Source organism: uncultured Campylobacter sp., assembly GCF_938045625.1.
In the GTDB taxonomy this organism is placed as follows: domain Bacteria; phylum Campylobacterota; class Campylobacteria; order Campylobacterales; family Campylobacteraceae; genus Campylobacter_A.
The window spans coordinates 1-9214 of sequence record NZ_CALIAV010000067.1 but is presented as its reverse complement, the minus strand read 5'-3'; the positions used below and the strand labels follow the sequence as shown (position 1 = coordinate 9214).

General features: G+C 45.7%; 11 protein-coding genes. 7 read left to right on the top strand and 4 right to left on the bottom strand.

Annotated features, from left to right (window positions below):
* A partial coding sequence (locus Q0386_RS07220; protein WP_299029140.1) for an alpha/beta hydrolase occupies positions 1-373 on the bottom strand: 373 nt, incomplete at its 3' end.
* Positions 374-673: 300 nt separating this feature from the next.
* Here Q0386_RS07220 and phsA point away from each other — a divergent pair.
* From phsA to Q0386_RS07195, 5 genes are all read left to right on the top strand, one after another.
* Complete coding sequence (gene phsA, locus Q0386_RS07215; protein WP_299029135.1) at positions 674-2962, top strand: thiosulfate reductase PhsA; 2289 nt, start codon at positions 674-676, stop codon at positions 2960-2962.
* A 10-nt stretch (positions 2963-2972) separates the two neighbouring features.
* Positions 2973-3542 carry a 4Fe-4S dicluster domain-containing protein gene (locus tag Q0386_RS07210; RefSeq protein ID WP_299029132.1) on the top strand — a complete coding sequence of 190 codons (570 nt, stop codon included), beginning with the start codon at positions 2973-2975 and terminating at the stop codon, positions 3540-3542.
* Positions 3535-4506 carry an NrfD/PsrC family molybdoenzyme membrane anchor subunit gene (gene nrfD / locus Q0386_RS07205; RefSeq protein WP_298792529.1) on the top strand — a complete coding sequence of 324 codons (972 nt, stop codon included), beginning with the start codon at positions 3535-3537 and terminating at the stop codon, positions 4504-4506. Before Q0386_RS07210 ends, nrfD begins: the two co-directional genes overlap by 8 nt.
* Positions 4507-4630: 124 nt before the next feature.
* Positions 4631-5299, top strand: a complete 669-nt coding sequence (locus Q0386_RS07200; protein WP_299029128.1) for a response regulator transcription factor — start codon at positions 4631-4633, stop codon at positions 5297-5299.
* The gene (locus Q0386_RS07195; protein ID WP_299029125.1) at positions 5283-6407 is read left to right on the top strand and encodes a cell wall metabolism sensor histidine kinase WalK; all 1125 of its coding nucleotides are present in this window, start codon (positions 5283-5285) and stop codon (positions 6405-6407) included. The genes Q0386_RS07200 and Q0386_RS07195 overlap by 17 nt, the downstream gene beginning before the upstream one ends.
* Here Q0386_RS07195 and Q0386_RS07190 read toward each other — a convergent pair.
* Positions 6404-7255: a cache domain-containing protein gene (locus Q0386_RS07190; RefSeq protein WP_299029123.1), complete on the bottom strand. Its 852-nt coding sequence runs from the start codon at positions 7253-7255 to the stop codon at positions 6404-6406. The genes Q0386_RS07195 and Q0386_RS07190 overlap by 4 nt on opposite strands.
* The gene (locus Q0386_RS07185; RefSeq protein ID WP_299029121.1) at positions 7248-7619 is read right to left on the bottom strand and encodes an HIT family protein; all 372 of its coding nucleotides are present in this window, start codon (positions 7617-7619) and stop codon (positions 7248-7250) included. The genes Q0386_RS07190 and Q0386_RS07185 overlap by 8 nt, the downstream gene beginning before the upstream one ends.
* Positions 7620-7749: 130 nt before the next feature.
* Between Q0386_RS07185 and Q0386_RS07180 the strand changes: the two genes are divergently transcribed.
* Entirely contained in the window at positions 7750-7950 is a 201-nt protein-coding gene (locus Q0386_RS07180) for a hypothetical protein (RefSeq protein WP_299029118.1), read from the top strand.
* A 24-nt stretch (positions 7951-7974) separates the two neighbouring features.
* A complete protein-coding gene (locus Q0386_RS07175) occupies positions 7975-8586 on the top strand; it encodes a tetratricopeptide repeat protein (RefSeq protein WP_299029115.1) in 612 nt (203 codons plus the stop codon).
* A gap of 224 nt (positions 8587-8810) precedes the next feature.
* Here the strand turns inward: Q0386_RS07175 and Q0386_RS07170 are convergent.
* Positions 8811-9214, bottom strand: a 404-nt coding sequence (locus Q0386_RS07170; RefSeq protein ID WP_299029112.1) for a hypothetical protein, incomplete at its 5' end; no start/stop codon positions are given.

Here is a 9214-nt window from a genome sequence, read left to right as displayed (position 1 = left end):
TCGTCGCCGTTTTTATCTTTTCGTAGGCGATTTGGGGCTCGCAAAACTCATCTAAAATCGCAAATTCCTTAATCGGCTCGTCAAACGGCGAGATGAGAACTAGACCGCCGAATTTGGGCAAATTTGCAAAACCGCTAAGAAAATTTAAGCTAGTTATCGTGCCCAGGCTGTGAGCGATGATGAATAAATTTTCGTCTAAATTTACGTTTTGCTTCATGGTTTCTAGCCACTCGTTTAGCTTCGGCGTTTGCGGATTTGGCATCTTTAAAATTTCCACCTCGGCAATGCCGCGCATCTTTTCTTTGAACCAAGAAAACCAGTGGCTTTGCGGCGAAGCGTCGTAGCCGTGAATGACGTAAATTTGCTTTTTCATTAAATTTGCCTTTTTGAAAAAATACGCGAATTATATACAAATAAAATTAAAATAATTTTTGACGGAAATCGCAAGAATACTTTTTAAGTTATAAATTTAAGCAAACAGCAGCTCAAATATCATCATCCGTTAAAATTTGATATTTGTAAATTTGACAAATTTGAAATTAAATTTAAGCTTTTCCCCTAAAAAACGAAATAATCGTTATCAATTAAAATTTATATTGATACGAAAAATTTACGTATAATTTACGTTGATTATTTAAGATTTCGGTAAATTTATTTCAAAAAGGGAGAAAAAATGGATACTTCGAGGCGAAATTTCTTAAAAGCATCCACCGCCACGGGCTTGCTTGCTATGACTTACGCGCCCGGTACTTTAGGCGCCGTCGGCGCCAAAGCGCTAGAAGGCGGCGATAAGACCGTTTATAGTTTTTGCGAGATGTGCTCTTCTCGCTGTCCTATCGAGGCCAAGGTTGTAGACGGCAAAAACGTCTTCATCCAAGGCAACGGCAAGGTAAGCGGCACGGCGACTTCCGTGTGCGCAAGGGGCGGCAGCGGGCACAATCAGCTCTACGATCCGCAGCGCATCGTAAAACCGCTCATCAGAGTAGGCGAGCGCGGCGAAAACAAATGGCGCGAGGCGGGCTGGGACGAGGCACTAGATCTAGTCGCTAAAAAAATGCTAGAAATCAAGGAAAAATACGGTCCCGAGAGCTTTGTATTTACGGCAAAATCAAGCCAAACGCACAAGCTAATGACGACCTTTGCTAGCGCATACGGTTCGCCAAACTGCTTTTCTCACTTTTCCTGTTGTCCGATCACCTATCAGATGGTTTGCGAGCATATGTACGGCGATGCGAAGCTAAAAAGAGACTTCGGCAACGCAAAATACGTCGTAAATTTCGGACACAATCTCTTTGAAGGCATCGTCATCGCCGACGCTAAAAAGCTAGCTAAAATGGCCGCGAAAGAAGATACCAAGCTGCTGGTTTTAGATCCGCGCTTTAGCGTCGTGGCCTCAAAAGCCGACGAGTGGCTACCCGTAAAACCGGGAACCGATCTAGCATTTGTTTTAGCCCTTATCCATACATGGATCAAAAATGACACATACGATAAAGAATTTATAGAGAAATTTACGATCGGATTTGACAAAGTCGTAGAAGCGACCAAAGACACAACTCCGCAGTGGCAAGAAAAGATCACGGGAATACCTGCAAAAACGGTCGAGCGAATCGCTGGCGAAATCTGGAAAGCCGCACCTAAAGTCATCATCGACTTCGGTCACAACACCACTACGACTAGAGCCGAATACATCCGCACCAGAGCCATAATGACGGCAAACGTGATGATGGGCAACTGGGAGAAAAAGGGCGGAATTTTTGGCGGTAAAAAGGCTAAATTTTACAACAAACTAATCGGCGAAGAGCTAATCCCTGAGATCACAAACCCGGACGCCGCGATAAAAGTACCTAAAGTGCCTAGAATAGACGCTGCGGGCGAGGACGGACGAAACAAATTCGTCAGCAGAAGCCACGGCGTCTTGATGGAGATCCCACAAGCCATACTAAGCGAAAAGCCTTATCCCGTAAAGGGCTGGTTTAGCATAAGGTTTAATCACCCGATCAACGTCGCGGGCACGGAAACTACGATAGAGAGCCTAAAAAAGCTTGATTTTATCGTGTGCTCGGATATCTATATGAGCGATTTTGCGATATGGGCGGACGTGATACTGCCCGAGAGTACTTACCTTGAGCGCGACGAAGGCATCGAGGATAAGTCGAGCCAAAAACCTGCCTATATGATAAGAAACAAAGTCGTAGATCCTATCGGCGACACCAAAAACGGCTACGATATCTTTAGAGAGCTAGCTCGCAGGATGAAGATAGACGAGCAGTACTCGGCAAACACGATGGACGAGTGGAGAATCAAACAAGTAAAAGGCAACGCCGAGCTGTTAGCGGAGCTAGTTAAAAAAGGCTACGTCACGTGGAAGGTGCCGGGGATTTTGTTTAGAGAAAAAGATAGCGTAAAAGAATTTACGAAAAAATTCCCTTACGCGCAGCAGTTCGTGGGCGACGACGGGCTAATGGAGTCGCAGGTCAAATTTAAAACCGATAGCGGCAAGATCGAGCTCTTTAGCGAAAAGGTCGAAAAGCAGTTTCCGGGATACGGCTGCTTAAACGCCGAGGGCATGGACGTATTTTTCGGCGAGGAGCTTTGCCTAATGAGCGGCAAAACGCCGATACACACCAACGGCCACACGCAAAACGTCGAATTTTTAAACGACTTGATGAGTAGCGCGCCCGTTTGGATACACCCCAATACCGCGAAAAAATACGGACTAAAAGACGGTGATAAGATAATTCTTCAAAGCAAAGCTGCGAAGGAAAAGGCAAACGTGATGCTTACCGAGGGCATCAGAGAAGATACGCTTTTCGTCTATCACGGTTTTGGTCACGAAAGCGCGGGATTAAAGCGCACGAACGGCGTAGGAACGAATCAAAGCAAGCTGCTAGATCCTACCGTGATCGGTCCCGTCGCCTCCACGATGGTGCGAAACGTCGGCGTCAAGATAATAAAAGCGTAAAGGAAAAAAGATGAAAAAAGCATATAGAATGATACACGACGAAAATCTCTGCATAGGCTGCCAGGCTTGCTCGGTGGCTTGCAGGAGCGAAAACGAAGTGCCTAGAGGCGTTTTTAGGCTCCAAGTTCATTCGCAGATAAAGGGTAAATTTCCAAATTTAAAAACCGATTTTAGTAGACACAGCTGCGTGATGTGCGAGGACGCTCCGTGCGTGGCGGTTTGTCCTACGGGAGCTAGCTTTCAGACGGCGGAGGGCATAGTGCTGCTAGATCACTCTACCTGCGTATCTTGCAAATACTGCATCCTAGCCTGTCCTTACGACGCTCGCTACGTCGAGCCGAAAACCGGCGAGATAGGCAAATGTACGTTTTGCTTTGAAACTAGAGTGAGCATTGGCGAGCAGCCTGCGTGCGTGACCGTTTGTCCGACCGATGCTTTGGCATTTGGCGATATAAACGATCCAAACAGCGAAGTAAGTAAAATTTTAAAGAATAAAGCTCACTACTATCCTAAAGCCGAGCTTAAAACCAAACCCAAGCTTGCTATGATAGCTAACCGCAAAGGAGGAAGCCATGAATAATATGTGGGGAAGCGTAGCGCAATATAATGAAATTTACTGGCCGTGGCCGATAGCGGTTTATCTATTTTTGGCGGGCTTGTCCGCAGGCGCGATGATGGTTGCATTGCTTGTTAAGTGGAACTACCACAAAAAACAAGACGGCAGTATCTGGGACGCGATGGTAAAAGCGGGCGCTCTAGTAGCTCCTATAACGATCACCGTGGGCCTTGCGCTTTTGGTACTTGACCTTGGCAAACCGCTTAGCTTTTACTGGATTTTGATTAAGTATAACTTTGGTTCGGTTATGTCTATCGGCGTTGCGTTATTGCTGCTTTATACGCCGCTAGCTTATCTTTTTGCGATGATTATTTTCGAAGAAGAGATAGAAAAGTATAAAATTTTAGCGATTTTACGTCCTATTTCTAGACTGATTCGCTCTTTTGCGCCTCTTTCAAAGATAGTCGAGATGGCGCTTTTCGGCCTTGCGATCGGCGTTGGTATCTATACAGGCTTTTTGCTTAGCGCGATTACGAAGCTTCCGCTTTGGAACACACCGATTTTGCCGATCTTGTTCCTAACATCAGGCTTTAGCTCAGGCGTAGCGACAAACATCTTGGTCGGACTTTTGTGCTTCAAGCACCTTCTTAACGAAGACAACGTGAAGTATCTTTTGGTTATGGACTTGCGCGCCGTACTTTTCGAGATACCGCTTATAGCTATACTATTTTTGGGACTATATTTCGAAGGCGGAGCGAGCGCGGTTGCAGCTAAACAAGCTCTAAGCACGGGACAATACGCGCTAATCTTTTGGATAGGCGTCGTGGGTATCGGACTTTTGACTCCTATCACCATAGCGCTAACGGCTCTTAAAAATCACGCGTATAGAGTGGGCTACATCGTAGCAAACTCGCTTGTGGTTATCTGCGGCGTCGTTATGCTAAGATACTATATAGTTTATGCCGGTCAAGTTTTCACGGGCGCGTGAAATTTAGACTAAACTATACGCATTAGGCTCGGTAAACTCGCCGAGCCTTTTTAAATTCAGACGATCCAAAATCATTTTTAGCTATCATCTCCCTTAAAATATTGCGATAAAATTCGGAGAATTTATGAAAATTTTACTGCTTGAAGACGACTTCGTATATCGTGAGAGCGTTAGCGAATATCTAGAGAGCCTAGGCTACGAGGTGGATGAGGCGCCTGACGGCAAAGTCGCCTGCGATAAGATAGCGGCGGGCTTTTATCACTTGCTGATCCTTGACATCAAGGTCCCGCACATCAGCGGACACGAAGTTATAAAATACGCCAAAGATATCGGCTGTGAAACACCCATAATGATAATGACCTCGCTCGTAGATATAGACGATATGGCGGTCGGATACGAGCTGGGCTGTAACGAGTACCTAAAAAAGCCCTTTGAGCTGGCCGAGCTAAAATTTAGAGTAAACGAGCTAATGCGAAAATATCACGGCAGAGACGATAAAAACTTGATCGCGATCGACGAAGACTTTAGCCTCGATACAGCTAAAAAGCGGCTCAAATTTAAAGGCGAAGCGGTTGAGCTAAGCACGAGAGAATTTGCTATCATCGAGTGCTTGCTATTTCATAAAAACAGCTTCGTGGGCATCGAAAGGCTGCGCGCCGAGGTGTGGAACGACAAGGAAATCGACCCCGCCGACGTGCGCATGCACATACTAAAAATCCGTCAAAAAACGACTCCCGAGTTTATAAAATCATCGCGCGGACTAGGCTATAAGATAGATGTTTCAAAATCTTAAAATCCCTATTTTAGCCACTTTTATCATCATGGCTTTGTTTATATTTCAAAGCTACGAGATTATAAATTTAAGCTCCAAAGACGAATACTCAAAAAATATGTTCGAGCTACTCGAGTACGAGGGCAAAATCCGTAAAGCGCTCGATAAAAACGAGACTTTGCCTATTTCGCTCACCTATAAATACGGCGTTTTTGATCTCAAAGAAAAGCAGATCGTCTCAAATTTAGACGCGCGACCTAGCGATTTAAAATTCATCACCCGCCAAGAAAACGGTCATCTTTTTTACAAGACCTATTTTAGCGCGGACGGAGAGTTTTATTATCTCGTGTTAGCCAAAAAGCAAAACGCGGCTAGGATTTTATTCGTCACGGCTCTAACTCTAGCGTTTGCGCTCGTGGTCGTATTTTTCGCGCTTTATTTGTCGTTTGTTAGCGGGATAAAGCCATATAAAGACGCTAAAAAATATATGAATAACTTTTTTAACGACGCCATGCACGAGCTAAAAACGCCGCTGGGGGTCATCGGAATAAACCTTGAAATGCTGGGCCTTGATAACAAATACGTCACCCGCATGCGCTCGGCTCTAAAACAGATGCAAGTCACATACGAGGATACCGAGTACTACATCAAGCGCGGATATATTTTATTTCCGCCAGAGATTTTAAATTTGAGTGAATTTTGCCTCGAGCGAGCGCGGTATATGCGCGGTATCGCGATGGCGAAGAATATCAAAATTTACGACTTCATCAAACCTGATTTGCAAATTTTTATTAGCAAGATAGAGGCGGGCAGACTGATCGACAACAACCTAAGCAATGCCGTAAAATACAGCCGCGAAGGAGGAATAATAAATTTGCGCCTTTTTGAAAAAAGCGGCAAAATCGTGCTCGAGATCGAGGACGAGGGCGAAGGTATAAAAGATACGAGTAAAATTTGGAAACGCTACGTTAGAGATGAAGGCGTGCAGGGCGGCTTTGGGCTGGGGCTAAATATCGTGCAAAGCATCTGCGTGAAAAACGGCGTGGAGTACGGCGTGAGAAGCGAGCTGGGCAAAGGCAGCGTCTTTACCTACAAATTTTCGCCATACTCAAAAAGCTTGCTTGACTAGTCAAACCAAACGCCCAGCTTTGCTAAATTTCGCTCTTTTGAGTCGGAGTTAAAATAAATAACAAAATACCCAACTCGCTCGCCCTTTGCGTCGTTCATCGGCTGGACGGTAAAGGCGTGCGAATCCGTCTGATAAAATCCGCCGCTTTTAAATTTGATATCTTTTAGCATCGGTAAGACGTTTAAATTTGCGTAGCTCTTATTTACGAAATGAAAGCCTTCTATGATGCCCTCGTCGCTGCCGTTTTGATACGGCGAGTCGGCGCTAGCGTCGAGTAATACGAAAAGCCCGAGCCCTTGCTGTGCGAAAAAGTCGCTCAAATGCTTAAAATCAAGCAGCACTTCGATACTGCCCAGCATCTTTTTATCCTCAAATATCGGCGCGACCGATCTAATAAAAACACCCGCGCGACCGACCTCTATGCCTGCGGCTACGCCGTTTTTAGCCTCGGCTAGTAGGTGGCGAAAGCTCGTTAGATCATCGTTGTATAGTGGTATCCAGCTCCTAGCAAAGCTCCTCATTTCGGGTGTATGGATGTGAAATTTGGCATTTTCGTAAATCGGCACCTTGCTTAGCGTTTTGGTAAATTCGCCAAGCGTCTCTAGGCACATTTCGCGGTCGTTTTGGCTCATGCATTTTTTCACGTGCTCGTTTTGCGCTAGTAGCGCAGCCACTGTCATCGCGGAGAGCTTTTCTTCTTCTATGTTTTTATTTAAAATTTGCGTTTGAAAGTCGAGAAATTTTTTGATATTTTCCGTCTGCGTCTGCTCGTCCCAGCGCGCCTTATAAACCGCCAAAACGCTTGCTACTACGATGATCGCGAGCGTTAGAAGTATTTTTTTATTCACGTGTTTTGCCTAGCTCGCACGCTAAAATTTGAGAAAACTCGGCAAAACCTGGCAAATTTAGCTCGCCTTCGCGCTGCTTTTTGCCCCACATGGACTCCGGGAAAAAGCTATCGCTCTCAAACCTCGCCATCACGTGAAAATGCACGCGCGGCACGTAGTTTGCAAAGCTTGCGATATTTATTTTGGTTGGATTATAAAATTTTCTCATTGCTTTTTCGGTTGTTAAAACTGCTTCAAATACTCTTTTTTGCGTCGCTTCGTCGCAGTCGGTTAACTCCTTAAACGGCGTTTTGGTAAAAATTTTTACCCACGGTATCTCGCTTGTTTCGCGCTCGACGAAAATCAGCTCGTCTTCAAAAATCATTTTAAGCTCCTTTTTGATAGCGATTTTAGCTAAATTTGAATTTTAATCTTTTTAAATTTATACTTCAGGCATTTTGGTTTCGGCGCTTTACGGCGGTAAATTTATAAAATTTGAAAGGAAATTTGAGCTTATGAGACGTTTTATTTCGCTCATATTTTTTGCGGCGCTAGCTTTTGGCGGCGAGCTAGCCGATCTGCGCGATGAGTGCGAGAAGGGAAACGACGAAATTTGTAAAAGGCTCTCGCTCGCGATTAAAAACTTAGAGCTTGTCTGCGATGAAGGCGGCGAGAAAAACGCGATGTATTGCGCGGGGCTTGGGTATTTTTACTAGTTTGATAAGGTATTTACAAAAGCCGTGCGATACTACGACAAGGCTTGCGGGCTTGGTGCGGACAAAGCCTGCGTGTATCTGGGGCTGCTTTACCAAAGCGGGCAGGGCGCGGCGCAAGATCACAAAAAGGCAAACGAGCTTTTTGCTAAAGCTTGCGAAAAAGGTGTAGGCGAGGGATGCGCGAGCCTAGCGTATAGCTACGGCAAGGGGCTTGGCATCTATCCTGACGGCAAAAAGACGAACGAACTGTTTGCTAAAGCCTGCGAGCTAAGCGAGGAAACGGCGTGCTACAATCTCGCCCTAAGCTACGCGCTAGGTGGCGGCGTAGAAAAGGACGCGGCAAAGGCGGCGCAGATGTATGCGGCCTCTTGCGAGCGCGGGCACGTAGACTCTTGCGCCGATCTTGGGGTTTGCTATTTTAAGGGCGAGGGCGTAGAAAAAGACTACGAAAGAGCCGTTGTGCTCTTTACTAACGCTTGCTCGGGTGCTAGCGTGCTAGCCTGTGTAAATTTGGGCTTTGCCTACGAAAAAGGCATGGGTGTAGAAAAGAATAAAAACGCCGCCAAAGAACTTTACGATAGAGGTTGCAAGCTCGGGGAATTTAGCGCGTGCCAGTATCTAAAAAATTTGCGTTGAGATGAGTGGGGGGGGGAATAAGCCCTGCTGCTGTAAATTTAAAAATACAGCTATTGTGGCGGGTTAGAGCCATACGTGCTAGGATCTTGCTAAATGTTGCCTTGAGCGGACAGAAATGGGCGGAATAATCCGCCACAACTAACATTAAAAAGCAAAATTTAGCGCCAAAATTAAAATAGCGTGGGCGTGCAAATCCAAAATAAATTTGACGCCCGTGGCTAAATTTACCGCTTAAAGTCGTGGATTTCGATACTTGCGCCATATTTTTTGCAAAGCTCGCTTACTTTTTCTTTTAGCCTTTCCTCGTCATAGCAGATAAGATCGATGTATGCGTACCTCTGCCCGGTTGCGCCGCCGATTATCTCCAAAAACGAGCCGCAGCTCTCTAGCTCCTCGTCCTCGATTTTATTTCGCAGATCAAAGCCTGCCTGTACGTCGCCGCCGTTACCTATGCTAAGAAAGCAAAATTTGATGCCAAGCTCGTAAGCTTCATTATAGATGTCGCGCTCGCCGTTTAGGTACTGATTTACGATATTGGTCAGGCAGGTGGTGCCTACGATCACGTCCTCGCGCACCTCGCTTCCGCGCGGCTCCATCTCGTAGCTGAAAAAATTCTTTAGCGGTTCGC

What these genes read in the sequence shown, in the direction of transcription:
- Q0386_RS07185 (WP_299029121.1), bottom strand. Translation starts at nt 7,619, where the DNA reads ATGATTTTTGAAGACGAGCTGATTTTCGTCGAGCGCGAAACAAGCGAG.
- phsA (WP_299029135.1), top strand. Translation starts at nt 674, where the DNA reads ATGGATACTTCGAGGCGAAATTTCTTAAAAGCATCCACCGCCACGGGC.
- nrfD (WP_298792529.1), top strand. Translation starts at nt 3,535, where the DNA reads ATGAATAATATGTGGGGAAGCGTAGCGCAATATAATGAAATTTACTGG.
- Q0386_RS07180 (WP_299029118.1), top strand. Translation starts at nt 7,750, where the DNA reads ATGAGACGTTTTATTTCGCTCATATTTTTTGCGGCGCTAGCTTTTGGC.
- Q0386_RS07200 (WP_299029128.1), top strand. Translation starts at nt 4,631, where the DNA reads ATGAAAATTTTACTGCTTGAAGACGACTTCGTATATCGTGAGAGCGTT.
- Q0386_RS07195 (WP_299029125.1), top strand. Translation starts at nt 5,283, where the DNA reads ATGTTTCAAAATCTTAAAATCCCTATTTTAGCCACTTTTATCATCATG.
- Q0386_RS07210 (WP_299029132.1), top strand. Translation starts at nt 2,973, where the DNA reads ATGAAAAAAGCATATAGAATGATACACGACGAAAATCTCTGCATAGGC.